The organism is Pedobacter hartonius, from assembly GCF_900107535.1.
Lineage (GTDB): Bacteria > Bacteroidota > Bacteroidia > Sphingobacteriales > Sphingobacteriaceae > Pedobacter > Pedobacter hartonius.
Genome location: NZ_FNRA01000017.1, coordinates 20,950 through 46,807, shown reverse-complemented (window position 1 = coordinate 46,807; position 25,858 = coordinate 20,950). Strand labels below are relative to the sequence as shown.

General features: G+C 38.8%; 22 protein-coding genes and 1 pseudogene. 16 read left to right on the top strand and 7 right to left on the bottom strand.

Going from position 1 to position 25,858, the window contains the following annotated elements; all coding sequences use genetic code 11:
* Positions 1-592: 592 nt before the first annotated feature.
* Genes BLW16_RS21640 through BLW16_RS21630 form a run of 3 tightly spaced genes read right to left on the bottom strand, consistent with a single transcriptional unit; the run spans position 593 to position 4,106 of the window.
* Positions 593-2,332 carry a CocE/NonD family hydrolase gene (locus BLW16_RS21640; protein ID WP_090559972.1) on the bottom strand — a complete coding sequence of 580 codons (1,740 nt, stop codon included), beginning with the start codon at positions 2,330-2,332 and terminating at the stop codon, positions 593-595.
* A gap of 21 nt (positions 2,333-2,353) precedes the next feature.
* Positions 2,354-3,043, bottom strand: coding sequence for a LytR/AlgR family response regulator transcription factor (locus tag BLW16_RS21635; protein WP_217631619.1), 690 nt, complete (start codon positions 3,041-3,043; stop codon positions 2,354-2,356).
* The gene (locus BLW16_RS21630; protein ID WP_090559971.1) at positions 3,036-4,106 is read right to left on the bottom strand and encodes a sensor histidine kinase; all 1,071 of its coding nucleotides are present in this window, start codon (positions 4,104-4,106) and stop codon (positions 3,036-3,038) included. Before BLW16_RS21630 ends, BLW16_RS21635 begins: the two co-directional genes overlap by 8 nt.
* Before the next feature lie 1,013 nt (positions 4,107-5,119).
* Here BLW16_RS21630 and BLW16_RS21620 point away from each other — a divergent pair.
* A complete protein-coding gene (locus tag BLW16_RS21620) occupies positions 5,120-5,479 on the top strand; it encodes a hypothetical protein (protein WP_139298379.1) in 360 nt (119 codons plus the stop codon).
* Positions 5,480-5,585: 106 nt separating this feature from the next.
* On the opposite strand, the gene BLW16_RS21615 is transcribed toward BLW16_RS21620, so the two are convergent.
* On the bottom strand, positions 5,586-6,005 hold the full coding sequence (locus tag BLW16_RS21615) for an SOS response-associated peptidase (protein ID WP_175470679.1): 420 nt from the start codon (positions 6,003-6,005) through the stop codon (positions 5,586-5,588).
* Positions 5,965-6,738: a hypothetical protein gene (locus tag BLW16_RS21610; protein WP_090559967.1), complete on the bottom strand. Its 774-nt coding sequence runs from the start codon at positions 6,736-6,738 to the stop codon at positions 5,965-5,967. The genes BLW16_RS21615 and BLW16_RS21610 overlap by 41 nt, the downstream gene beginning before the upstream one ends.
* 485 nt (positions 6,739-7,223) lie before the next feature.
* Between BLW16_RS21610 and BLW16_RS21605 the strand changes: the two genes are divergently transcribed.
* The 15 genes and pseudogenes from BLW16_RS21605 (at position 7,224) to BLW16_RS21535 (ending at position 24,163) form a co-directional block, all read left to right on the top strand.
* Entirely contained in the window at positions 7,224-8,300 is a 1,077-nt protein-coding gene (locus BLW16_RS21605) for a type I restriction endonuclease (protein WP_090559966.1), read from the top strand.
* 31 nt (positions 8,301-8,331) lie between these two features.
* On the top strand, positions 8,332-9,864 hold the full coding sequence (locus tag BLW16_RS21600; RefSeq protein ID WP_090559965.1) for a hypothetical protein: 1,533 nt from the start codon (positions 8,332-8,334) through the stop codon (positions 9,862-9,864).
* A gap of 38 nt (positions 9,865-9,902) precedes the next feature.
* Positions 9,903-10,241 carry a hypothetical protein gene (locus BLW16_RS21595; protein WP_090559964.1) on the top strand — a complete coding sequence of 113 codons (339 nt, stop codon included), beginning with the start codon at positions 9,903-9,905 and terminating at the stop codon, positions 10,239-10,241.
* 18 nt (positions 10,242-10,259) lie between these two features.
* Positions 10,260-11,906, top strand: a complete 1,647-nt coding sequence (locus tag BLW16_RS21590) for a hypothetical protein (protein WP_090559963.1) — start codon at positions 10,260-10,262, stop codon at positions 11,904-11,906.
* Positions 11,907-11,912: 6 nt separating this feature from the next.
* On the top strand, positions 11,913-15,818 hold the full coding sequence (locus BLW16_RS21585; protein WP_090559962.1) for a hypothetical protein: 3,906 nt from the start codon (positions 11,913-11,915) through the stop codon (positions 15,816-15,818).
* Between the two features lie 5 nt (positions 15,819-15,823).
* Entirely contained in the window at positions 15,824-17,122 is a 1,299-nt protein-coding gene (locus BLW16_RS21580; protein WP_090559961.1) for a hypothetical protein, read from the top strand.
* 32 nt (positions 17,123-17,154) lie between these two features.
* Complete coding sequence (locus BLW16_RS21575; protein ID WP_090559960.1) at positions 17,155-17,721, top strand: TerD family protein; 567 nt, start codon at positions 17,155-17,157, stop codon at positions 17,719-17,721.
* 10 nt (positions 17,722-17,731) lie between these two features.
* The gene (locus tag BLW16_RS21570) at positions 17,732-18,385 is read left to right on the top strand and encodes a TerD family protein (RefSeq protein ID WP_090559959.1); all 654 of its coding nucleotides are present in this window, start codon (positions 17,732-17,734) and stop codon (positions 18,383-18,385) included.
* A 14-nt stretch (positions 18,386-18,399) separates the two neighbouring features.
* A complete protein-coding gene (locus tag BLW16_RS21565; protein WP_090559958.1) occupies positions 18,400-19,119 on the top strand; it encodes an OmpA family protein in 720 nt (239 codons plus the stop codon).
* 8 nt (positions 19,120-19,127) lie between these two features.
* Entirely contained in the window at positions 19,128-19,340 is a 213-nt protein-coding gene (locus tag BLW16_RS21560; RefSeq protein ID WP_090559957.1) for a hypothetical protein, read from the top strand.
* A gap of 45 nt (positions 19,341-19,385) precedes the next feature.
* Positions 19,386-20,177, top strand: coding sequence for a TerC family protein (locus tag BLW16_RS21555; RefSeq protein WP_090559956.1), 792 nt, complete (start codon positions 19,386-19,388; stop codon positions 20,175-20,177).
* 51 nt (positions 20,178-20,228) lie between these two features.
* Positions 20,229-21,728, top strand: a pseudogene (locus BLW16_RS21550) (DNA translocase FtsK); the annotation flags it as partial.
* Between the two features lie 209 nt (positions 21,729-21,937).
* The gene (locus BLW16_RS21545; protein WP_090559954.1) at positions 21,938-22,594 is read left to right on the top strand and encodes a potassium channel family protein; all 657 of its coding nucleotides are present in this window, start codon (positions 21,938-21,940) and stop codon (positions 22,592-22,594) included.
* A 240-nt stretch (positions 22,595-22,834) separates the two neighbouring features.
* Positions 22,835-23,194, top strand: coding sequence for a hypothetical protein (locus BLW16_RS21540; RefSeq protein ID WP_090559953.1), 360 nt, complete (start codon positions 22,835-22,837; stop codon positions 23,192-23,194).
* A gap of 102 nt (positions 23,195-23,296) precedes the next feature.
* Positions 23,297-24,163 carry a hypothetical protein gene (locus BLW16_RS21535; RefSeq protein ID WP_090559952.1) on the top strand — a complete coding sequence of 289 codons (867 nt, stop codon included), beginning with the start codon at positions 23,297-23,299 and terminating at the stop codon, positions 24,161-24,163.
* Between the two features lie 44 nt (positions 24,164-24,207).
* On the opposite strand, the gene BLW16_RS21530 is transcribed toward BLW16_RS21535, so the two are convergent.
* A complete protein-coding gene (locus BLW16_RS21530) occupies positions 24,208-24,891 on the bottom strand; it encodes an Abi family protein (protein WP_090559951.1) in 684 nt (227 codons plus the stop codon).
* Between the two features lie 439 nt (positions 24,892-25,330).
* Positions 25,331-25,687, bottom strand: a complete 357-nt coding sequence (locus BLW16_RS21525; RefSeq protein ID WP_317039985.1) for an ATP-binding protein — start codon at positions 25,685-25,687, stop codon at positions 25,331-25,333.
* Positions 25,688-25,858: the final 171 nt, after the last annotated feature.

Here is a 25,858-nt window from a genome sequence, read left to right as displayed (position 1 = left end):
AATGGTTCTTTATTTTTCATCGCGTCCTAAGTATTACTAAATTACTTATTTTAACTCTAACTTTTTAGAGTTGACACAGTTCACTTTACAGTCTCATGAATCTGTACTATCAATTGAACCCGTCGAGAAAAATAAATTTGAGAATTTATGGGAAGGTAATAAGATTGAATTTAAACCAAATACGAAAGAGATGATCTTTGAGGAAAATGGACAAAAGTTTATCTTCTCTAAAAGGTAAAAACATCGTACAGTATCTAATAAACTGCCGAAGACAAGTTGTTTACAATTCGTCATTACATACCCAGATCGAGGATCTGTTTTTGAAAATAAAAAGTTATAAGTAATACGGAGGCTATTGATGTCAAACGTATCCGTAATGGACTCTCTGAATATCAATTTTATCTGCCGTCGGTATTCTATAATTTAGGAAGGCGCTAATAGTAGTGATTAAAGCATTCCTATACAATAAAATTGTCTGTAAATTAGATGTCATGGATTATCAAACTCCCTTATAGGCCAATCATTTGCCAAAAGCTTGGCTTCTTTGATTTAGTATCCTCTAATGCAATCTTCAGTAAACCCACAAAAGATTTTATTTTTCTTTTGAGATGCCCAGTTTTATATAGCTGCCTGTTGACCATTTAATCTTAAGGGGTTCTCCTGCATCATGAATGTTTTCATGGCTCACTACCATACCGCTTCCATAGTTAATTTCCGCAAAGGGGTTTTTATTGATGTTAAGTGCTACAACCAAACGACTTCCCTTAGCCAGCTTTTTGCTAAAGACCCTTGAACGACTAAAGGGTATCTGCTCAAGCTTGCCTGGAATGAGCAGTTTACGTTTACTCATATCCTGCGCATAACTTGCCCGACCGAGGTAGTAAGAAAGCTGAAAATATGCTCCCGATGAAGTGAGCTCATATAAAATCAATCCCACATCCATGTCTTTTTTGTTGATGATGGCCTGGAGTTGCCCCTCAAAGTTTCCGCTGACGGTTACCGCCTGCTCAAAGGGCTTGCTAAAGAAAAATAATCCGTTGGTACGTTCAAGCTTCTTTTTTACAATCGGATCAGGGTAATAGTCATTGTAATAGTGCGTCCTGTCAGCTAAATCAACCACCTGCTCATTATAACTGGTCTTTTTGGGCTTTATTCTGGAAAGTAAGAAATTTTTCCCAACAGGATTGGTCAGATAAAACTTCACCTCTCTATCTTCCATAAGTGAAAGTGAGAATGCATGCCTCCATCGGTTTGTGCCCATGGTCTGGTAATTTACGCGGTCTTGGATCAGCTCAGGCCTCGGTCCGTCTTTTAAGATGTAATCGAGCCACTCAAAGGTAATCTCCCTAGTATTGATTAGTGAAACCGGATCGACCTTGTAGCCACGCAGGAGCGGAGTTCCTCCCTTCTGCGCACCAAAATGATCGTAAGGGCCAATGATCAAATAATGCTGTGCGTGGGGATTGTAGCGGTAATGTTCCTTGAAGTATTCCATCGCCGACACTTGCCCGTCGTCATAATAACCCGTGATGCTGAGCACGGGAATATTAATTTTAGAAAAGTCACTCTTATACGGAACCATCCCCTGCCAATAGCCATCATAATCAGGGTGGCTTAGCCATTTCTGCAAAAATGGGTTTGCCTTCCCGTCTATGCTATCAATGCGGTTATACGCCGCTCCGCTAAACCACCATTGCGTTCTCATCTTTTGCCAACGCTGGCGGTCTTCATTCACCGCATCATCGGTAAACCGGTTTCCTGTAACATAAAAAGCCCATTGGTAATTTGCTGTCTGGAAAACATTATTTTCCATTGGTAACCCAAGTCCCGGTATAGCTGCCACATAGGGAACAATGGTTTTTAGTGCGGGGTGCAAATGCTTTGTCGCTGCCCACTGAGCGAAACCCGAATAACTTCCGCCATACATCCCGACCCTTCCATCGCTCCAGGGCTGTTGGATGATCCAGTCAATTACTGTGTTTACATCCTGCGCTTCATGCTCATAAGGTTCTATTTTATTTTGACTAAGCCGTTTACCACGGGTATCGGCAACAACGCCTACATAGCCTCGATCGGCCGCATCCATCGCCTCAGAAAGGCTCCTCTTTAAGTTGGTATAAATGAAAAATAATAAGGCGGCAGGAAGCTTTGCAGGATTGCTTTTCTTCCTGATTACGACAGCAGAAAGCGTAACGCCTTGTTTTGAGGTAATCAGCACATTTTTGTCGATGATGTAAGCACTGGTGTCTACCTGAGCCGCAGTATTTTGGGCATGTGTTCGCGAGCTGTAAAAAAAGCATATAAAGCCTATACCAATAATTTTTAGTTTCATTTTTTTATCTGTTATATGAATTTATTTTGAGAGCAGCTGCCTGAGTTTCGCAGATTGTCTGGTGGAAACAAATACCAGCTCGCCCGAGAGGAGCTTTAAAAATAGTCCACTTTCGTTGCTATCGATTTTATCTATATGGTTTCTGTTTATAATCTGGGAGCGGCTTGTCCTGAAGAATACATCGCCGGGCAGTCTTTGCCCGAGTTGGTTGAGTGAGGTCTTATGCAGTACAACCTGTTTATTGAAAAAGATCCTGGCATAATTATCCATGGATTCGATTAGGTGGATGTCCCTGAGTTTGATTAGGTGGTATCGTCCGGAATCTTTGACGAAAAGACTTTCCTCAACTTCAGCCGCTCGTACTGTGAGCAAGTCAATTGCTTTTCTCAGCCGCTCCTCCCGAACTGGTTTCATTAAATAATCCACAGCGCTCACTTCAAAAGCCTTTAGCGCATATGCATCATACGCTGTTACGAAGATCACTAAGGGAACGCTCGCTAAGGATTCCAGTAAATCAAAACCCGTGCGCTCCGGCATCTGTACATCAAGAAAAATTAATTGCGGGTCTAACCTTCGGATCATCTCCTCAGCTTGATCTGCGTTTGCCGCCTGTCCGATAAGCTCAATATGATCAAATGCCCTAAGCATCGCACTAAGCTCGTCCCTGGCGGGTTTTTCATCATCAACAATTAAGGTTCTGATCTTATTCATATAAGGGTAGTTTCAGCGTTGCCTGCGCATATGCGCCGGGATTTATATTTATTTCAAATGATGCTTTTTCATTATAAGCTGCTTTCAGACGCTCCCGCAGGTTCTCTAAGCCAAGTTTGGATGCACTTTCTTTTTGCTGCAGCGGAACGGGGTTTTCAACCTTTATTTCCAGCAAGTTTCCCCGGTAACTAATTAAAATGGAAATTTTCCCGCCCTGTTTCAGTTGCGAAATGCCATGTTTCACTGCATTTTCGACCAAAGTTTGAAGACAAAGGCGCGGAATCAAGAGGGGCAGGGTAATCGGACTTACTTCGATTTCAAAGGTTAATCTTTCCTGCATCCTCAGGGTCTCAAGTTCCAGATAATCCCTTACCAGGTCCAGTTCCCGATCCAGCCCCCAAAAACCCCCCGATTGCTCATAGAGGCTACTGCCCAGCAGTTCACTCAGCAAGTCTACAGCCCGGCGGGCAAGCTTTGGAGAAATGCTTATCAGGGATTTAATGGTATTGAGGGAATTGAAGAGAAAATGTGGGTTGAGCTGCGCAGTAAGCTGGCTAAGTTGGGCCTGTTTTGCAGTGAGTTTTAAAAGGGTGTTTTCGCGGGCAATTCGAATTTCACGCCTGGCATAATAATACAGGTGAAAGGCGAGCATCCAGATCGCCATCAGGCGAATACCTGCTACAAAAATACCGATTCCTGTCGGGCCCATCAGGGTCTTCATATCCGGAAAGGTACCTATCGAAAATACAACCCTGATGCCGTACACTTTAATGGTCGTTACCAGTGTATACAGAATCGCCATAATCACAATTGCGGGAATAATCCGCTTAAATAAATCTGTTAGATTTAAATCCTGCCAATGGTTTTTCAATGCAAAAATCCGGTAAAGATGGGTGATAAAATTATAAAGCGCTACATCGCTGAAAAACTGAACAAGACCGATGCCGATTTTAAACTGTCCTCCGAGTGCCCCTAAAATGCTCCAATATAAAGATGCAAGTGACCAGCCGATGAGCTGACACTTCCAATACAGGGACAAGGTTGTTTTTTTTCTGAATTTCATCTGCGCGCTAAAGGACCTTCTACAAATGAACGCAAAGAGAATATATTAAAAAAGAAAAAATACAGGAACGTCATGATTTTGGGGACCAGCGCCAAGTGTACTACAATCTGTGGTTATGTTAATGCAGGGGATAGGTTCGAATCGTATAATTTAAGTATACGAGGGCTGTATGCATAATATGTTTGGAAAAATATTATGCATCTTTTTATAGGATGGAAATGAATATCTACTGTATACTGGACTATAGTGATATATTCTGTTACCGTCTATATCCGGAACTCTCCAGTTTTCCAAAGCCATTCCTATAGCTGTCAGTCTTGCTACACTAACGTAGATGCTATTTAAATTTCCCGGAAAAAATCGTAGCAAATACGTAACGGAGCAAAATTTTTAGGTTTCAAAAATAGTTCGTAAATTGCTTCAGTACGTCAGAAAAGCACATTTTGCCTCATAATAGGGCGGTTAGGCTAGAAGATAGTAGATCTTTTAGTTTGAATTGAAAAAGCTTTTTATGTTCCTTTCATGCAGGAACACGACGCATCTTTGTATGCGGTTGATTGGGCTTCAAACTTTCCAGACGCACGCTTAAATGCCTTTATTAACCATCCATGGCCCTGGTAAATTGAATAATCTTAATTTTCCGTCTCTTTTTAAATTGTATCAGGAGCAGGGATACACTGCCGGATATTCTCATGCCTACATGGCTCAGCATTATATTGATATTATGGCAGAGACTTTGAGATTTTATGATCAGAACAGATCGGATATTTCCAATTATCAGGTCTTAGCCTGGAAGGGTTTATCGGAAACTGATGAATATAATTTAAAAACGCAGGCTGAAAAGTCTGATATTGAGAACAAAATAAATGCCCTGTTATTAAACCGAAGTAAATCAGATTGTAATGATGTTTTATAGTAACCCAAATTTTTTATTACTAAAATGGCTGACGGTTTTAATGTTTTTAGGAACATTGCCTTTTGCATCATGCTACAGCCAACAAAAAATAGCGAAGGTGATATATTTATACTTTCAGGATGACGATGGCAAATCTATGAGTAAGGTAACACGAAATGCTGTAAAAACTGATGTTTATACGATCTATTGGTATCTTCATATCAAGCAGGACAAAGACCACATCCGGCGTTATGCATTTTGTCCTATTGATGAATCTACATTTGAATATAAAGATGAGAAGTTTGTTAAAACCATGGTTACAACTATTGATAAAGTGAAGAATATACCCTGCTTTGGCTATGATACCACAGACAAGAAGAGATTCCCGTTCAGCAAGATTTATATTGTTGAATACATAAAGCCAGATCAATATAAAATGGTAGAGGTGAACTCCTATATTGGCTCTGATTATTTTTAATATGATCAGCTTAATAGTTCAAGGCGCTTGGTATTTTTGAGTGTGTGTTGGAGTGAAAGGCCTCAGCTGTTGATACCACATATTTTGTAGTCTGATATCCTGTTCCTTAATAACTGTTCAATGGTAACACCAAATCCGGGTGATTATTATGCGCTTTATTAATCACCGTTGAATTCACAGACAATGAAACCTGAAAGCTGTTCATCAGATCATCGGGATAGGGGTTGCAAAGACTGATCAGATCAGGCGCACTGATGCCTTTACTTAGCCATAGTGCTTCCTCACTTTTATCCAGGATCACAGGCATTCTGAATTTTGGGTCATGTACTTTTCCGACCGTGTCATTTGCTACTGTAGTCATGATCGTGAATGATCTGTATACCTCATTTGTTATTTTATGTTTCCACTGGCTCCATAGCCCCGCAAAAGCGAAAATCTCACGGTCATTTAATACGAAGCGGTGGGGGATAGGCTTGCCATTGATCTTATGGCTGTGCAGGCTTTTTTTGTTTCTTTGGCACAACATACTTTTCATAGATATACTCGGACATTGGTGATAAAGTTCGAGAGGTGTCATCTGGATTATTACCCCTGGCAGTATAAAAGGTCAGCACTTTGTTAATTTTCGAGTATTGTATTATTCCAATACCGTTACGGGTAATCCGTGTTACATTCGTTATCTTTTTTTGATGAGCAAGCTTGAAAGTATCTAGAGGAAGAATTATAATGCCCTCGACATTATCATATAAGGAATAGGTTTTATATTCTTTTCCATCCCAGTACATTCCTCTCGGTTTAAAGACGTTATAAATAATGCTAACAAGGAATAAGAGTGTAAGCGTTAAAATAGCAATTTTTTGATTCAAGAAATCGACGCCGATTTTCTTTTTCTTACCCTTCTGTCCTATAAAATTGGTAAACGGTCTTGGTTCAAAATCTATCAGCCAAGCTAGCAGCTCAATATTTTGGTTTCTGGTATCATCCGTATTACCTTTTAAATAGTTATTCAAGGGTCTAAAAATATCAGGATCTGATAATCTTAATCTTGCAAAGTACTCTTCCTTATTTTCCGATTTTCCAAAGAGCGCAGTAAATGTTTCAGTATCCTTTAGATTGAATCTATCCATAAATGCAACGATACATTCCTTCTTCAGATTTGCCGCCGTATGGTCGCGCAAGTTAGCCGGTAATCTTCCTTCAGTTCTTTTTTTAGTGTGGGCAATGGCTACCGCTTCTTTATATTTATCGAACGTACTCAAGTCAGTATTAATTGATAATTAGATAATATTGATTGTTCTTATATTTTGAAATTTCAAAGATCCGGTCAATTAGTGCAATCTCTAGACTGCTACCATGTGAGCATTAGGATGTATTGATTCCGTTAAATTTCTATACAATAATCGTTTGATAACATTAAACTGGTTTACGGGTTCCCGTAAAAAATGTTTGTGTCAGCTCTATACTTTTGATTATATGAAACCACTGCTGCTCTCAGGATATATCATCATCAATACGATCGCCTCCAATGGTCCTAGAGCTGTATATATCTGTAATAATAAACATACCAATAAGTATCATTATTTATCAACATGCAGAGGACTAAGTAATTGTCAGTATAAGCTTTTAAAAAGCGATGAGCTCAGCGCTCAACAAAAGGGAATGTCTTTATGTGTGTGGGAGAACAGAGCCCGCAGGCATGGCAACAAGCCTCCTGAAACAAAATCAATTCATTAATTAAGTCAGTATGGATTTTAAAGATCAAATAGCGCAATTAGCATCCCGGGTAGAGAAGATGCTTCCGCAGATACAAACCGAAGAAGCTACTAAGAATGCATTGGTGATGCCCTTTATTCAGATTATGGGATATGATGTTTTCAACCCATTTGAAGTGAACCCCGAATTTATTGCAGACCTGGGTATTAAAAAAGGGGAGAAGGTTGACTACGCTATAATGAAGGACGGTGAGCCAACTATTCTAATCGAATGCAAACATCACCTCGAAAACCTTGATCCTCACAATTCACAACTGTTCCGGTACTTCCATACCACGAAGGCAAAGTTTGGGTTACTAACAAATGGATTGGTATATCGTTTTTATACTGACTTGGTAGAAAAGAATAAGATGGATAGCACTCCATTCTTTGAATTTAAACTTACAGAAATTAAGGAAGCTGAATTAGCAGAGCTTAAGAAATTCCATAAGTCTTATTTCGACGTTGAGAATATCACAAATACTGCCAGCGAGTTAAAATATCTAAACGAACTGAAGACATTATTGCACCAGGAGATTGCAGAACCCTCAGACAGTTTTATTACTTTTTTTACCAAGCAGATCTATCCAAAGGTTATAACGGCGAAGGTTAAAGAGCAATTTGCACCAATTATCAAGCGATCCTTTAATCAGCTCATCAGTGATGCAATTAATGAAAGGTTGAAGTCTGCGCTTAATCAGGAGAAGGCTAAAGATGTTGCAGAAGCAGCTAAAATTGAAGAAGAAATTATCGCGGAACCGGCATCAGGAATCATAACTACCGAAGAAGAGATTGAAGGTTTTTTTATCGTGAAATCAATTCTCAGGGAATCTACAGATCCTAAAAGGATTACCTACAGAGATGCTCTTTCATATTTCGCTATCCTTTTGGATGACAATAACCGTAAGACCATTTGTCGATTATATCTGAATTCAAAAAAGTATCTGGTAATTCTAGACGATGCGAAGAAAGAGATTAAGTACGAGATCCAGTCTTTAGATGATCTGTACAAATATGCTGGTCTTTTGGCTGAAGCAGTATTGAAACTGGAGGCGACTAAAGTTAAATAAGCAATCTAATACAATTTAAAAAATATAAATTATGAAAAAAGGTAAGCCCGTTGTTTCCAGGCTGGCATATGTATTCGGTTTGTTAGTGCTATTAACTTCTTGTGATGGTAGTGTCGGTGGAAATCAAGATCCGTTCGGGAAATTCAATCCTTATGACCAGGAGTTATCTGGGCGCGTTAAGGCGTACAATAACGCGATTACGCACGATACCACCAAGACAAAAAGTGGAAATCCAGCAATATATATAGATTTTTCATCTGGGATATATAAAGCTTTCGCGGATCCTGCTATAAGAGGAATGATGACGAATTGCTTCAATACCGTGTTGGCAGAAAACTTCGATGTTTATAAATTAGGTTCGAATGCCATCTCGCCTTTAAATGTTTCTAATACAACTGAGTTAGGCCAACAAGTAAGTGATCCTGCTCAGTATGTTGATATTTGGGCACCTATTCAATCTGCAGTTGAAAAAATTGTTGATGGAAATAGCGATGCTTTGTTAATTACGGACTTTGAGGAGTGGCAGAAAAGTAGTGAAGTAACCAATACGGCCTTTTTGAAGATCCCATTCTCCAAATGGCTTGAGAAAGGTAACAGTATACATTTCTTTATCGCCGATTACAAAGAAGGCACAGTTGATAAACATCTTTATTTCACTGTTTTCAACTCGAGAAGAATAAACGAATCAAGTATGATCAGCAAACTTGCGCCTAAACTTTCTCCATTTACCTCAAGATTTGATTTATCTGATAAATCCTACAAACTACATACTGATTATGGAAGTGAGAAGTCTGGGGGAATATTTTATGATGCGAGTGGGAAATCCGAAAAGGCCAAAAATGTGCTGGATCTGAAAGAATCTTACGTCAATGGACTTAAAAGCGGTAAATATTACGAATTCTACCCTCTGGGTGTAGATTGGAAAACGATCGATGAGCTTCACACAACATATAAAAATCAGAGTCAGTTTAATGACTTTTTTAGAAAACTTTATGCTGATCTTAGTAATGATGACAGTTATTCGTACACTGATTTTGGTGTCAAGGTTTCCGATATCACAGAGGACTTCGAACAATTTGCTAAATCTGCTGAGGCCAAAGCTCACAAGCCTAAGCTAGTAAAAGGATCAGATGGTGAGGATAAATTTGCAGATAATGAAACTGATCCTATTGCATTGGCATGTTATGATACCAAAGGAAAATTAAAAGACCAGTGGATCTATCAGCAGAAGCCTGCTGAAGCTGTCAACGAAGTGTTTACCCTCAATAAAAATTTGTTTAACAATACCAAGAGCACTGACCATAAAAACGTAGAATTCGGAGTAGCCTTTGATCCTATGTTTAATCTCAAGAATATTCACAATTCAGAAGGCTTGTTGAAGGTTGACATCCTTCTAAACACTGCTGAACCTAATGTGAATGGCCCTAAGCTTTCCAAGTTCCAATGGATAAATGCCAAGCATGTTCCAAACATTGCCTTATATGAGTCAATCAAAAACACTTTGCAGGAGCTTAAGCCCTCAAACAAAGTAGTATACTCTTACTACATCAAAACACAACAATAAATAAAAAATAACATTAACCTCAAAAGAACAGAATAAAAATGGAATCCACATCAGCTTACATTATCACACTCATTACAGCACTAATATTTGTATTGATTTCTGCACTTATTGCAAATGCTATAAAGTTTGAGGGAGGTAGCAATCCCAAAGATCCTCAATTACGTAAAACGTGGTTTTGGATACTGGCAATCTTAAATCCTGCTGTAGCTTTCCTGCTGGGGTATTTTGTATTCAAGCCAGATGCTAATATCATGGTTGTAAACAACTACATCAGTGCATTGAGCATGGGCACTGCTATTGGATTTGTCTTATACATTCTACTAGGCTTTATACTCAGCAAAGTATTCGCAAACGGTAAAATTGGTCATTGGTTTTAACTCCCTAAAAGTACTTTAATGGATAAATTATTTGTCATCGCCATCGGCGGTACCGGAATGCGCTGTTTAGAATCTTTTACCCATTTGTGTGGTATCGGAATGTTTGATAACCAGGAGATAGAAGTATTAACCTTGGATACTGATCAGAATAACGGTAATAAAGGAAGGGTTGAAGAACTCATAGGATTATACAATCGAATTAAAACATCAGGAAACTCTGTGAACGGAGGAACACCAAATGCGAATACCTTCTTCTCTGCAAAGCTGAATCTTCACAGATTCTGGACTAATTATTCTGGTCCGGGAAGAGAGAACTATAAAAATATATCCAAAATTTCTACGGGTACTCCGGAACAACAAAAAGCTAATAAACTGATTTCTGATCTGTTTCTTGATACGAGTTCCGTACAAGAGTTTGCGCTTGATCATGGTTACCGCGCTCAAACTCATTTAGGTTCTATGCTCATGTATCATGGTATTGTAGAAGCTGCAAGGAATATTGTCAAGGGCTCTGCCGTACAATCTCAGGAGCGCGAGCTGGATGAATTTATGGGTAGGTTAGAAAAGGCGGGCGCCAATGCAAGAGTATTCATTTTTGGATCCGTATTTGGGGGCACAGGTGCATCATCGATTCCAGTAATTCCAAAGGCTCTTCAGGATTTTGTGAAGATCAGATCTAATGGAAACGCCAGTATAGATTTCTCTAAAGCCAAGTTCGGTTCTACTTTATTGACGGAGTACTTCACCTTTAGCAAGCCAGATGACAAACAAAAAGCTAGCAAAGCTAACAGCGTTATTGCTGATTCTTCGTTCTTTCCGCTAAACAGTCAGGCTGCACTCCAATTTTATCAAAGTGATCCAACTGTTCAAAAGTGTTACAAGTTATTATATCATATCGGATGGCCAATTGAAAGTAAAAAGATCGATGATAACAATGCCTCCAACCAGACAATAACGGGTGGCAGTGAGCAAAAGAATCCATGCCATATTACAGAACTTCTTTGTGCATGTGCAGCGTACGACTTTTTCACCAGAAATAACGGATTTGATAGTGCTAAGGCTGAATATTTATATAAGGCAGTAGAGTTTAAAGACAATTCCTTCAACTTCTCTTTTGATGATTTTATTGGAAAGGATAAAAAAGCAGGTGAGATTTTTGTCAATAAACTTGGTGCATTCTTTTCTCTAGCGCACATATCGTTAACAAAAAATGGAGGCGCTGCAGATAATTCCGGAATCAAGGGATTTATCAAGCAATGTGAGAATCAAAAACTGCTTCAATACAGTACAATTACTGATGCAGAATGTAAAGATATCAACGAATATTTCAAACTATTTGCCTATGCTTTCAAAGATGCGAAGTTCGTACCTGGCTGGCTTTACCAAGTCAGGAACTCTGTAGCACCGGGTAAATTTCTGTTTGACAGTAAAGCATTCCCAGACAATCAGGCTGAACTCAATAAATTAGACGTTGGCACTCTCTTCCTGGATGAGAAACACCATTGGTCGAAAGGAGGCATTTTTAGTAACAGATACGACACCTTCGTTGAAAAGCTGATCAATACAAATCCAAAAGATGAGCAAAAGGTAAATACTACCAAAGAGAAATTTCTCGCTCATATTTTCAATTCACTTACCATTTCACAAAACTTCGATCTAAACTAAAGGGATATGTCAGATAAAAGAATAAAAGCACTGGCGATAAAGGTTCATCCTAAAACTGAACCAAATGGTGTTGAATTTGCCTGGGATAAGATCCCTCAATTAGAGGTTTTCACAAAGAATATTTTAATACCAGAGATTGCTGTCGACAAAGAGGGAAATTCCTCAGTAAACATCGGCACTATTGTTTCTGGTATCCCTTCTGTATTTGCCAGAGCTAACCTATTTAAAAGTGCATTGGACAATATCCTTGATAAAGATGCCGAAGCGGCAGGACTAATGCTTTTTTATAAGTCCCTTCTCAGCGAGTGGAAAGGATTTATAAGCTGCATCGCTTTAAATTACAAGGATATCGAAGTAAGTAGAATTCATTTAACGTATACTGATGGTCAGCAGGTCATCAATACGGCAAATATCTATGAACCTGTAGGGGCATTTGGAAATATGTTATTCGAGCGTCAGCCATTATGGTGCGACCAATCCTTAGCAAACAATGCGGATAAAGTTCCCTTTATTGACGTCATATCTTTTAAGGGAAACGTTGTAGGTGGAACTTCGCCAGACAGCTTTTTGTTTACTTCCGTTGCATACAGCGTAAAGGATAAGCTGCCATTTGTTAACGTGCAGAATGGCAAGTTTATAGATCCATTGCAATCAGAATTAAATGCCCAGGAGCTATTTACTATCTATGGTTATGCCAGGCATATCTTGCATAACATTGAAAAGTTCAGAGCAAATTACAGTGGTCTTGAAGAATTAATCAGGCCAGAATATGGTAACTTATCGGCTTGTGTTCGGGGATGGATTGATGATATGGTCGTGTATCAGCAAAAGAAGGGGTATCCAAAACTTGATCAGCAGACACCTCCGGAAGTTGGATCTCTTTTCAATTATCCATTCAGCATACTATTCAACTTTTCTACGGAATTGTTTGGATCGGAGGGAATTATATATAGCGATCCCAAAGAGGGAAGAATTATTTTCGATCCCAAAGATCTTTTACTTCCTGATACAACGGAAATCGCACAAATAGATTTTGGCAGAGAAGGAGTGGAAACCAGAGGCTATCTGAAATCCAAGCCAATCTTACTCTTAGCCGCAGAGACAAAGGGACAACCTAACAGTTTTGCTTACTTCACACTTCCTTTAACACCACTCGCACTTAATGTCTTTGGTGCAACATTAGATGCCCTGGTAGGCATCACTGATGCTTCAAATGTGAAATCAAGAATTTCGGCAATCTACGATCCAAATGATAAAGATGGTGAACGCTTAACCGTTAATCTTAAACTCTATACGGAGTCTGGTAGTGAAATCATTAAAGAGGTAATCTACAAAGTCACTCCTGATTCAATCGTTGGGAAGGACATTTTAATGTGGCCTAACTTTATTTCTAAACAATGGAACCGGTATTTCTTATATTCCGAAATCCCTCATAATGATGCTAAGTTTCAAGCGACTCCCTTTATAGGCAACGTCGATGATGATTTTTTTAGGATCGTACATGATGAAAACGGCGTGCCCTTGTATCTCGCTAACAACGGCAAGGCAGCCATTATCCCAGATAAGTATGGAAGCATAATGGCTCAGTTGCATATAACTTCAAATAATGCAGTCGCCGATAATAAATATAAATATGAGATTTACGAGAGCAACAAGCCTTTTAAGGGCGTAAAGTTTGCTCACGCAGGTTTAGATTGCGGCTTTGGAATCATACGATATGATGGGTCCGGAAATACACAGTCTCTGCCTGTCAATATGCTCAACTCTCCTAAAGCACTCTCTCCTGCATTTTTAGGGGTTGACTTCGGAAGTACAAATTCTTCAATCGCATATTTCTCTGATCATAAGAATGAGGTTTGCGAAAGTTTAAAATTGACAAATAAAAGGGTCTCACTGTTATCTACAGATGCGAAAAACAATGATATCCGGCCTGCAGTAGAAGATGAGATTTTCTTCTTTCAGAATGATGAAATCTTAACCAATGCGATCAAATCAGTACTAACTATTCATGATTCCAGAAGAGTTGTAAATGACAGCAATATCTTAAGTGAGTCCTTGATGGCACAGGCTGTTAAAGGGGGGTTCCCCTGTTTTGAAAAGAATCTCCCGATTGAGAATGCTGAGGATAATAAATACATTTTAGGATACAATAGAATTGGAAAGGCTGAATTGATCTATAACATGAAATGGTCTACCCAGCCCATTGATAAAAGTTATAAAACAGCCTATTTAAGCTCTTTACTGCTGCATGTATACGCACAGTTATTTATCGAAGGGCATGAGCCCCATACTTTGAAATGGTCATACCCATCTTCAATGGGAAAAGAATTGCTTAGTGAATACCGCGCAATATGGGACTCACTCAAGGGTATCTCGCCAATTGTCAGTAACGTGACATTAAAAACATATCCACCTTCCGATCTTTCGGACCTGGGTGATACGACGGGAAGCAGCAGTTGGGGCGAGCCAGTAGCAGATTCAGGATGGGGTAGCTCAACATTACAACCGGTAACATCTGCATCAGGCTGGGGATCGGAATCAACTGGCAGCGGCTGGGGAAATGAGACCAAATTGCCCGCTGCCGCAGGGGGATGGGGTGATAATTCCAGCAAACCTGCCGTGGCAATAAATATTGCTACAGAAACCGGACCTGTGCGTTTTGATTTCAAAAAATTGAGTAATGAAGAATCTCTTTCAGAGGCGTGTGCTGTTGCCAATTACTTAGTCAGGCCAAATGGAGGGTATTCAATTAATCCCGGAGAGTTAGTCCTTTGCTTTGATATTGGTGGTAGTACAACAGATATCACAGCCTTATGCCAGATGGATGGTGGCAAAGCAATGATTAAACAGAACTCTATCCGTTTTGCTGCGGAAAGAATTGCTCAGGCTACCAAGTTTTCTCCCAACTTCAAAAACGTGCTCTTAAGAATGTGCGAAAAGAAAAATATCTCTATTCAGGGATTAAATATGGGCGCAAACAAGTTTTCTGAAAATACTGCTCCTTATTATTTTGAACAGGTTGTAGATCGACTGGGGGCCTCGGATTTTGAAACCTTTTATCTTTTGATAGCCGCCGAATGCAAAGAGATGATGAGTATTAACCTATATGTTACTGGTTTAATCATGTTCTATGCTGGGCAGCTCGCCTACAAATTAAGAAATGAAATTGTAAAATCAGAAGATGCACCAGCTGCGGTTAAAGCGATTCAACCAAAAATTAAGATTGCATTTGCTGGCAAAGGCTCTAGAATATTTGATTGGTTTAGTGCTGTAAATCCGGCTGCTGCGGATGATTACTATACTCAGATGTTCATCAGGGGGATAGGCGGAGAGGCTATTGCAAAGCAAACAATTAATCCTATAAGTACAAACCCGCTAAAAATCATTGATATCAACTCACAGCGTGGATCCAATAATGCGGACGTCAAGTACGAAGTATCAAAAGGTTTAGCTATTCCAACAAATATCACAAGCATTTTGGTTCCGACCAATAAGCAGGCAATAGAAATATTAGGAGAAGATAACTTCTGCGTTGTAACCCCTGCAGGTGAGTTTAAATATCTGGAATCCACCAATTCTATAACTCCGGAGATGTTAGAGCATATCGGAAATCATTTTATCTGCTTGCCTCCGGATGGGAAACCACACTGTCCCAGGTTTATGGATTTCGCGGACTTATTCTATAAAGTGTCCTCTACCATGTTTGGCTTAAAAATGAACGCCGCGGATTTCATGGCAGGCTTTCAGGATATGAATATCGAAAATTACATTAAGGGCGAACCTGGATTTATCAAGGCGCAAAAGCGGAAGCATGACGATCAAAAGGAGTTCGACTATGTGGCGCCTATCATCATCCTGGAAGGAATGAAATTTTTCGAAAAACATCTCCTTAAAGGAATTCAAAAACAATAAGAACGATGAAATTCTGTGTATTAACAAAAATATCCAAGCGTTCTGTCTCCTTCTGGTACCAATCAGACAACAATGCATATGCACCCTTAAGTATAAAGGAATCCAATGAAATTCCTTTATACTTCTATGTGAACGGGAACGACTTTATTTTTGGTAGTGCAGCAAGGGATCGTTTTAACCGGCATGATCCTCATGCTTATGGTAGGTATTTTGAAATCATTAAAGATCCAAGTAAGCACTTCAGTATTTATGGCAATAAGAAACCGGTTAAGCAATTGTTTTATTATGGAATAGAACAATACCTGTCGTATTTTCTAAATACCGTATTGTACAAAACAGATTCAATTGAATCTTACCGGCAGAATTTTCCACTTCGATTTCTTTTCGATACAGATATTGAAGACAATGAGAAGTCATTGATCGAACATCTATTTAAGGAAGCCGGATACTTTAATCTGGATAGGGTATTTTATAATAGAACTCTCTTCCAGGTATTGTCTGAAAGGGGTATAATACCTAAAGACAAAGCAGTTCTACTTTTAAGCGGAATTGATGATGTTCTTTATCTAAAGCTGTATAAAAATATCAGTGCCGATCCAATTGGGACACAACGGCTAGAGGGCCAGGGAGCGGATCCCAGGGTTAAAATTCTGGCCGATATGATTGTGGAATATATTATTCTCCAAAATTCATATCTGTCTATAGACAAGGATTTAGAAATTGCTGTTCTGCTGCCGTTTTGTGCAAGCCTGTTGGAAAATATTGTACCTATTATCAAAGGTGATGCTGAACTTTCCGATGGTAATAAATATTGGTTTAGAGTCAATGAGCGCAGTCTTAGTGACAGGCTGCAGTATTACTCAAATGACAATCTGATCTACAGTGCTATTGATGAGCTATTGAAGACAGGAAGCCTACTTGAAGAGAACGTATTTATTTTATTAGGTACAGAGGAAATCAGTACTTCTTACTTCTCAACCAAACTGCTAAAGAAATACAGGTATGTAAAAGAGGTGCAGGCTTCTGATATCGCAGATACAATGAAGTCCATTTTTGCTGAGATTGCTTATTCCAATTATTCCGCGAAACCAAAAGAACCCACAGCACCACCTGTCTTGCCGATAGCTGCTGCAAGACCCCCATTACCTGCGCCGAAAGTACCACCCCCATTACCACCGAAAAAGGGTAGCCATGTAGCGCCCGCACAGGTAATCATTCCAAAATTGCCTGAAATGAAGGCTCCAAACCCGGTGAAGGTAAATCCGGTCAAGCTACCGCCATTGCCACCCAAAAAGGGTTCATAACTCGAAATAGAATTAAAATAATTACATACCAAATGGCTATACAACTAGAAAAGAGAAAACCAATTTCCATAATTAAGGAAAAACCAGGTTTAAATAACATCATAGCTGGTTTAGGCTGGGATCCAGCTACAGTAAACGGACACTCTGTTGATCTTGATCTTTCATTATTCATGCTTGGTGCAGATGGCAAACTTGTGGAAGATGAATACTTCATCTTTTATAACAATGCTACCAGTCCGGACGGATCTACTCACTATCCAGGAGATAGCAGAGGTGGTGAAGGCGAGGGAGATGATGAAGTAATCAATATCGAACTTTCTAAAATCAATCCTAAGGTTGAGTTCCTGTATTTTGCAGTCACTATTGATCAATGTGAAGAAAGAGTCCACAACTTTGGGCATGTGCAAAATTCCTACATCAATATCAGGAATGCTGCTGATAACTCCGTCCTGTGCCAGTATAAACTACAGGAAAATTTCACCAATGAGGATTCACTGATCATTGCATCAATATCCAGGAATGGTGGTGCCTGGGATGTAGAAGCTTTGGGCCAGGCGTTTTCCGGAGGTCTAAATACACTAGTAGAATTATATCAATAAACATATCAATATGGGCAGTTTCAATTTAAGTAAAGGGGATAGGTTTTCCCTGTCTAAGGCAGCACCTGGACTAACGATAGTAAAAATAGGAATGGGTTGGGATCCTAATGAGGAGTCCGGCGGGCCAGAGTTTGACCTGGACGTGTCTGCCTTTTCAATTGGCAGCGACTTTAAGATACCATCTGATTCTTATTTCACCTTTTATGGCCAGATCCGGATGGGTAACAAAATTGAGGATAAACTAGAGAAAGGGCTTTTCAGACCGTTAACTGAGGATGGTGCTATCATTGGTGCGATTGATGATCCTGATGGATCCAGAAGTGACGGCGATGATGATGAAGATATGTTTATTGACCTTACCAAAGTGAGTTCCAAAATAGAGCAGATTATCGTGTGCTGTACGATCTGTAAATACCCTCATGATAACAAAAAAGATCGTAGAACACTAGATCTTGATTTTGGAAAAGTGAATGACTGTTATATCCGGATTGTTGATGAAAGCACCGGCGAAGAATTGCTGCGCTACGATCTTAAGGATCAATATACCAACGAAGATGCTGTTGAATTTGGACGATTATTCCGCGTAGGAGATAGCTGGGAATTCGAAGCTATGGGCAGAGCGCATACTGGTAGCCTGCAAACATTAGTAGATATGTACACCTAATCTTAATTGAAATTATGGCATTTGATTTAAACAAGAATGATGGAGCTGATAAAGCGACATCCAATAAACCTCAGTCTACATCCAAATTTGATTTATCAAAAGGTGATGCAGCACCTCCGGTAACTTCGCCACCTGCTCCAAGTTCAAATAAATGGATACTTGTGCTTTTGGGAGTTCTGATCATAGGTGGCGGAATCTGGTTTTATTTATCTAAGGATGAAAAAGCCAAAGTCGAAAATAATTTGGTCGCAGAGGTTCCTACTGGTTCAAGTAGTAAGGTAGTTCCCGCTACGGTCAGAACTGCACAACCATCAGCCGTGGAAAGTGACACTGGCAGCCAAACTACTCCCATAATAACACAACGCGATGCTGAGAAGAATGTCAGCAATGAAGCTGCAAGTTTAAATAATAAGACTGTTGCAAGCTTTGCTGAAGGATCATCTGCAATTAGCCAAATGGATCAGTCACTTGTAAAAAGAATAGTTTCCTATTTAACAAAAAATCCTGATGCGGCGATCAACGTTCTTGGATATGCAAGTAGTGATGGATCATTGCAGGTAAACCAAATAGTATCCCAAGGTAGGGCAGATGCATTTAAGGATTTGTTAGTTAAGAAGGAAATCGCTGGAAGTAGAATATCTGCTATAGGTAAAGGTATTGAAAATCCAATTGCATCCAATGCTACAAATGCCGGCAGAAAGAAGAACCGAAGAATAGAAATAACTTTTCAATAATTCGTTTAATGGCAAAGAGAAGAACAAGAAAAGCTGCTGCTAAAAAGATGGGATTTAAACAGGTCATAGTTTCGTTAGCAATACTATTTAGCGCAGTACTTTTCATCATTAAAATTTTTATCGGAAGCGTGGGTTGGTTTGAAGTTTTTGCTCCGATAATTATTGCTTTTGTTATTGTTTTTCTTCTCTCAGCAATAAAGGCTGGTATAAGAAAAATATAATTGCAAAGTAACTCACATCTAAACAAATATAAAAGCAATCATATAATGGACATTTTACACACTATTTTGGGTGATGACATTCAGGCCGGGCTACTTGTAGTCTTAAACTTAGTTGTCATCGAGAGCCTGCTTTCGGTGGATAACGCTGCAGTACTAGCAACCATGGTAATGGACTTGCCTAAAGATGAAAGAGACAAAGCTCTAAAATATGGAATTATCGGAGCATATGTATTTCGCGGAATATGTCTTTTTCTCGCAGCATGGTTAGTTAAAATATGGTGGTTAAAACCATTAGGGGGATTATATCTATTATATCTGGCATTTGATTATTTCATGAAAAAGAACGCTAAAGTAGAGGGGGAAGAAGAAGAGGTAGATAAAAGTAAAAATTGGATATATAAATCCACTGTTGGTCTGGTCGGTACATTCTGGGCCACTGTTGCATTAGTTGAGGTAATGGATCTCGCCTTCTCTATCGATAATGTGTTTGCTGCAGTAGCATTTACGGATCACATCTGGCTGATTTACATTGGAGTATTCATTGGAATCCTTGCTATGCGATTTGTTGCACAAGCATTTGTAAAGTTAATGGAGAAATTCACCTTCCTTGAAACTGTTGCTTTTATTGTGATAGGTGTACTAGGTCTGAAACTGACATCTTCCTTATTCACTCATTTTTATCCGGAATCGGTACTGTCCAATATTATTGAAGGTGAGCAGACCGATTTGTTCGTGTCTATTTTCACTGTAGCAGTTTTCATTCTGCCAGTTATTACTTCTCTGGTATTTGACTATCCCCGGAAAAATGGCGTTAATGTTGAATCTGAAACCAATTAAAAGCTAACAGGTATGGACAACATCAATTCAGGTTCGCTGCAAAGACGAGAAGAACAATTCGATAATTATGATCCCAGACTTGATCTTGCAAGTTATAATTATCCAAACATTGATCTGCTTGAAACCTACATTGACAGCATCGCTATCGATGCTGAAACACTTGAGATCAACAAGAATAAAATAGTAGAGACCTTCAGCTATAGCCAGATTGAGATTGACAAAATAAGAGCTATAGTAGGGCCATCCCTTACCTTATACGAATTTATTCCTGCACCAGGTGTTAGAGTTTCAAAGATTAAAAGTCTTAAGGACGATCTTGCACTTATTTTGGCTGCAGAAATTAATATTGTCGGCCCTATACCTGGCAGGGGATGTATGGGTGTTGAAGTTCCACATCTGAACCGCGCTCTTGTTTCGATGCGTTCATTACTGGCTACTGAAAAATTCCAAAAGTGTGATTTTGATTTACCTATTGCTTTGGGTAAGAATATGGTCAATGATGTCTTTGTTGCTGATCTAAGCAAGTTGCCCCATCTTTTAATCGCAGGCGCAACCGGCCAGGGTAAATCTGTTTGTTTGAATGCAATCCTATTATCACTTCTTTATAAAAAGCATCCTTCCCAATTGAAGTTTGTTCTAATTGATACGAATAGTTTAGAATTAGGGCTGTTCCGTAAAATTGAACATCACTTTCTAGCCAAACTCCCAGGTAATACAGAAGCCATTGTTAGTGATAAATTGGAAGCGATCAATACCCTAAATGGTTTGGTTATAGAAACAGATCATCGTTATGATCTGTTTAATCACGCTGGTGTACGTCAAATTGCAGAATACAATCAAAAGTTTATAGATCGCAAATTAAATCCTAATGATCACCACCGTTTCCTGCCATTTATTGTAGTAGTAATTGATGAATTTGCAGAATTGTTGATGGACAATAATGACATAGAATTAGTGATTAGCCGCCTGGCACAGTTGGGAAGAGCGGCAGGCATTCATTTAATCATCTCCACTCAGCGACCTTCTGTAAATATTATCACTGGCACAATCAAAGCTAATTTCACCGCAAGATTGGCATTTCGGGTTACATCTGCTATTGATTCACGTACAATATTGGATAGTATTGGTGCTGAATCATTAAATGGATATGGTGATATGTTAATGTCTAATGGTACTGAAATCGTTCATTTACAGGGTGCTTTCGTGGATACAACAGAGGTAGAAAGAGTAAATGAATTTATCGGAAATCAACGGGGATATCCAGAAGCATTCCTGTTGCCGCAAAATAGAGTGGAAAGTGTGCCACAAGCAGATTTTGATCCTGATGATCGTGATTCGATGTTCGAGGACGCCGCAAGATTGATAGTTATGCATCAGCAAGGCTCCACTTCTCTTATACAAAGAAAGCTAAAATTGGGATATAACCGTGCGGGGCGAATTATCGAGCAATTGGAAGCAGCGGGAGTAGTAGGGCCATTCGATGGAAGCAGAGCAAGAGAAGTTAATCTGTCCGATAATTACGCATTGGAAGTGTTTCTTGATAATTTGAAATCCGGTAAACCGTTAGCTAACATAAATAAAGAGGCACAAATTGACTCATTACAAGCTGAAGAATCAACCGTTAAAGATATACCCACGGAGTTTGTTCCTCCTCCATTCAGCAATAATGAAGTCGTCTCTGAATTGAAGAAGAAAAGTTTTTGGTCCAGGTTTTTTGAATAATAAATTACCACGAAAATCTTCATCTACATACCTCAATTATGCCTAAAAATTTCAATAATGAAAATCAACTCGGCTTACTCAATCTAGTTGTACTTGTATTATCTATCTATGTTTTGCTCGCGATCCTGGTAGATACCGTTTTTATTCTCCCAAAAGAGACATCAATTTTACTGACATACATAGACAATACTATTTGTGTGTTTTTCTTCGCAGAATTTTGCGTTCGTTTCTATAAAGCCCAAAATAAATTGGCTTTTTTGAGGTGGGGGTGGATCGACTTAATTTCCAGCGTACCTGCAGTAAGCTATTTGCGAGCAGGGAGGATTTTGAGGTTAATCAGATTATTACGCCTGATTCGTGCGTTCCGCTCTACACAGATGTTTGTCAAACACGTGTTTAGGAACAGAGCAAAGGGTGCTTTCACTTCAGTGACCATTCTTGCAGTACTACTAATTATATTTTCTTCGATTGCCATCCTCCAAGTGGAGAAAGATCCTAATAGTAACATAAAATCTGCAGAAGACGCCATATGGTGGGCATATGTAACCATAACTACTGTTGGCTATGGTGATAAATTTCCAGTGACTACAGAAGGTAGGATTATTGCAGCGATCTTAATGACTGCAGGAGTGGGACTATTTGGTACTTTTACTGCTTATGTGTCAAGTTGGTTTTTTGTAGTGAAAGAGGAATAATTCTTAGGACAGCATTACCAGGAATAAAATCCATGTTTTGTGGTGAAAAAAGCTAATCATCAAGATAATTGATTTTAAATATAGTGTTGATAATTCTGATTTGTACTATTGTTTAATATCATTGTATGTTAATTTTACATAACTTAGAAGAACAACAATTTAGTTATTATAAAACATTATATTGCGAGATCAATACCTCTAAAACAATGTAGATATAACAAATTGATACTTAATTCAAATATGATGTTGCCATTACTACAATCGATCACTGAGATTTCACGCGTTATAGAAACCGGGGGTAGCAGGCCTGTGGTGGTACTTGGCAGTGACGTTGAAGATTACGTTTGTAAATATGATTACAAGAATAAGTTAATACAAGAGGTTATTGCTCATCAATGGTTGCAAAGCTGGGATTTACCGTTTCTTCCCGGGGCTTTAATAAAAATCAGGGAGGAACACATACCAAGCAAGATCTTGGGTGGACTTATTCAGATTGCAAATTTCGAAAAGCCAGCATTTGGTCTAAAATATAGTGAAGCTCTTTCCAATATAATAAATATATACCTGATGAATGGTGTAGTGACAAATCGGTTTTATTAGACAATGTTAAGTCAGCCGTTATCGAAAATGAACAATGGTTAAATGACACAATTTTTTCATTTTCACAACTTATTCATAAATTTATTCGTTAATAGTTCAAAAATGAAAACATTCTACTCAATATTATACTGCACAATCCGTCCAAATGTTGGCGAGCGGGTAAGTATTGGCCTTTTTGTTGGGAATGAAAGCACATGCAAATTTGAGTTTTCTGCTCATAAATTATCAGTGATCAAAGGGTTGTTTTCCGAAAGTGCATTCAGTATGATCAAGATTAGCTTAAAGGCGTTACAAAAACTTTCTCAAGAATCTAAAGGTGATATTTTGGAAACTTATAAGGGCACATCAACTTTAAAAGAGCATTATTTCAATTATTTAGCAACTTACGCAAACAATCTAATAACATATTCAACACCAAAAAGGATTGATCTTGATCTCAATCAAAATATTTTTGATAAACTTTTCGAGAAATTTATTTACCAATTGCCTAGTCTTGATGAACCACAGCTCAAACCTATTGATAGAGTAAAAAAACAATTAACAAGTTCACTGGCAGGCAGAGTCAATTTTGATGCAGAAATTGATAATTCTAAAATTCCAGGCCTTGTTGTTCCGGCAAAAGTATGGTTTATAGGTAAGAATGAAGTTCAGGTTACTGGAGAAGTCAAGGATTTTAATGGTCAGAGACCTCACATCATTCAACAGCAAATTAGTGCCCATTTATATTTAATAGATAGAATCAAAGAAACCCCGACTGGGAAAAACGGCCATTTCTTTTTGATTGGCGACGAACCACATAAAGATTTTATAGAAAATCATAAACTATGGCGGGCCGTGAAGGAATCCTCAATTTTGGACTTGGTACCCACTAGCGAAGTTGACAAGATTGAGCTTTACATGGAAGAACATGGAGTCGAGCCCTTAATAAAAATAAGTAATCCAGGCCTGAATCCATCAGGCCTTTTTTAATCTTACATACGGCTATCCGTAAGCTTTCGTATTAGTTGATCATATTACATGGCGTCAATATCATTACAATGGGATACAATATGGTCTAGCCCATAAAGTAATGCTGCTTCATCTATATTCATCCACTGAAATAATTCTAATATCAATCGATACTGGTGTCTTGCATATAAAGTGCTCTTAACTTGTTGGCCATTCGCGAAACAGATTGGCTCATGATGCGCTAATCTGTTTCGAAGCCCATTTATTTTTTCAAGTTCATTGAATACGTAGGTGTGGTTATACTGAATAAATGGAGTGCTTCGGGGTTTAGAAGGAAAAACCTTTAATAAAACTTGTCCTCCTGCATAAAATTGGGGTTGGGCATACAAGTATCTCCAGAAGCCAAAATCCATTCTTGCTACCAGTTTGTCATGAGTGTAGGATTGGCCTAGCTCAGTCATGGAGCGGGCAATAATATTTTTGGTATGCCTGCTGCTTTGGGTATCAAACATTCCGCCTGCAGAAGAGGCATTTAGCAGCCAGTCTCCACCTTTCTGATTTAAATATAGACCATCTATTTTGTTCCGCAATGCAATTTCCAAACAGCTGACTATGGTAAATAGTTCCTGTGAAAGTTTTAAGTTTTTACGGTAAAGGGTCATCGCATTTCTGCTATCGCCGCCACATGCAGCAAGATATCTGCCCATTCGATTGGGAGACATTATATTTTCAAAATCAATATACCTCATTAATTGTTCGTATTTGCAAGATCAATTATTTGTTTATATATTTGTACTACATTATTCCCGGTAGCCCCTGAAGCAATTCAAGCTATCGGGTTTTGCTTTTTATAGCCAACTATTTCTTTTCTATTGCAAATGTAACTAATAAGGAAATAAAATATATTTTTATTTAAATATTACTAATAAATCAAGCCTTACAAGACCATATAAAATTTATAAGCAACTTATATACTGATCCGAATTATGGGCGATATACTACAGTAGAAACAAATTTTATTAATCAGGTGTAACTTTTTCAAATGCTTTCTCACTAGTAGGTGTTTATACCAGTTGAATTATGTACCAGGATTCCGGTTGAAAAGTGTACCCGTTAGCGAGGCTCAAATGTAAGATTTTAGTTCAATACTAGCAGCGCATCACTGCTCAACTTTGTAGTTACTTTTCTTTAGATATTCGCTGTTATCCCCATCGGTTTTTCAGCAATTTTGCTTCCCATCATGCTTTTTGTCTCTTTCATCCGATAGGATTTCCCATTCATGTTTACCATGAAAGATTTATGGGTAAGCCTATCCAGCAATTCCGCTGTCAATATCGTGTCCATACTGAAGATTTCATGCCATTTATCAAAAGATTTATTAGATGTAATAATGGTAGACTTAATGGCCGTTCTTAGGGAGATGTGGTTAAAGAGCATTTCCGCACCTGGTTTATCAAATGAGATATAACCCTGTTCATCACAGATCACCAGATCAGGCTTTCGCTGTAAAGTGTTTATCAGAGCTGCTGGATCTTGAAAATCCAACGCTGGAAAGTAAATTCTCTGCCGGGGACCCCGTCTATAAAGACCCTCGGTTTGAGCATTTGAGCAATAACCTGGAGTACTTTCAAAGGAATTAAAGCATGTTGGGGGTACCAAAAAGCTACTCTGGGAAGAATATATAGCAGTATAACCGGATGGCTATGGCTATTCTCA